This window comes from Yoonia sp. R2-816, from assembly GCF_046762905.1.
Classification (GTDB): domain Bacteria; phylum Pseudomonadota; class Alphaproteobacteria; order Rhodobacterales; family Rhodobacteraceae; genus Yoonia.
Genome location: NZ_JBKQXN010000047.1, coordinates 1 through 750, shown reverse-complemented (window position 1 = coordinate 750; position 750 = coordinate 1). Strand labels below are relative to the sequence as shown.

Genomic DNA, 750 nt, shown 5'->3' with positions numbered 1-750 from the left:
TCGTGTGGCCCTCTGGAAGTTTTGCTTTCGGGGGGCTTCGCTTTTCTGGCTGTTCCTTTCCTCATTGTTGTCCGGCTTGTATCATCAGACCTATGGGTCTAATCCTAGACCTACACCAGATGTAGAGATTCGGGCAAGGGTCCCCTTTTACTCCGCCCCAATAGCTCTAAAAGCTTCAATATGGTTTCTCTGTGGAATGATAGAACCTGATACAACGACTCAAAAATCCTTCGCCCTGGCCATGAAAGCCAGACGCGAAGCCTTGTCACTCTCCCAGCATAAACTCGCCGACTTGACGGGGCTTTCCGTCACAACGATCAACCACACGGAAAAATCCAAGACATCATCAGACCTGGCGACGCTTGAAAAGATCGCCTTTGCTCTCAATAGTAATGTTGCTGAATTACTGGCAGAAGGCCTCAAGATCCTGGGATCTGATACCGGCTTCATCAGGAACGTACTGGCCGATAACGTCAAAAAACTTCGACGGAAGAAGGGGTTGTCGCAAGCAGATCTCGCCCTAAAATCCCGTTTGTCCCTGTCTACCGTGCAGAGTGTGGAGTATGCGAAGAGATCTGCGTCCATTGACGTGGTTGCTGCGCTGGCTTTTCCCTTAGCGGTTCACCCCTACGAATTGTTGCAAGAAGAAGAGCAGGACGATTCTGAAACAACGCGGGACTAACTCAGATCCGCGCAGTTTTGCAGTCCACAATCTCAGACCAGTGACCCCCGGATGTAAATCGGCAGGGC

The 750-nt window shown here is 50.8% G+C and carries 1 protein-coding gene; it reads left to right on the top strand.

Annotated elements, in window-relative coordinates; translation table 11 throughout:
- Window positions 1-682, top strand: a 682-nt coding sequence (locus tag ACFWW2_RS00800; RefSeq protein ID WP_393925461.1) for a helix-turn-helix domain-containing protein, incomplete at its 5' end; no start/stop codon positions are given.
- Window positions 683-750: the final 68 nt, after the last annotated feature.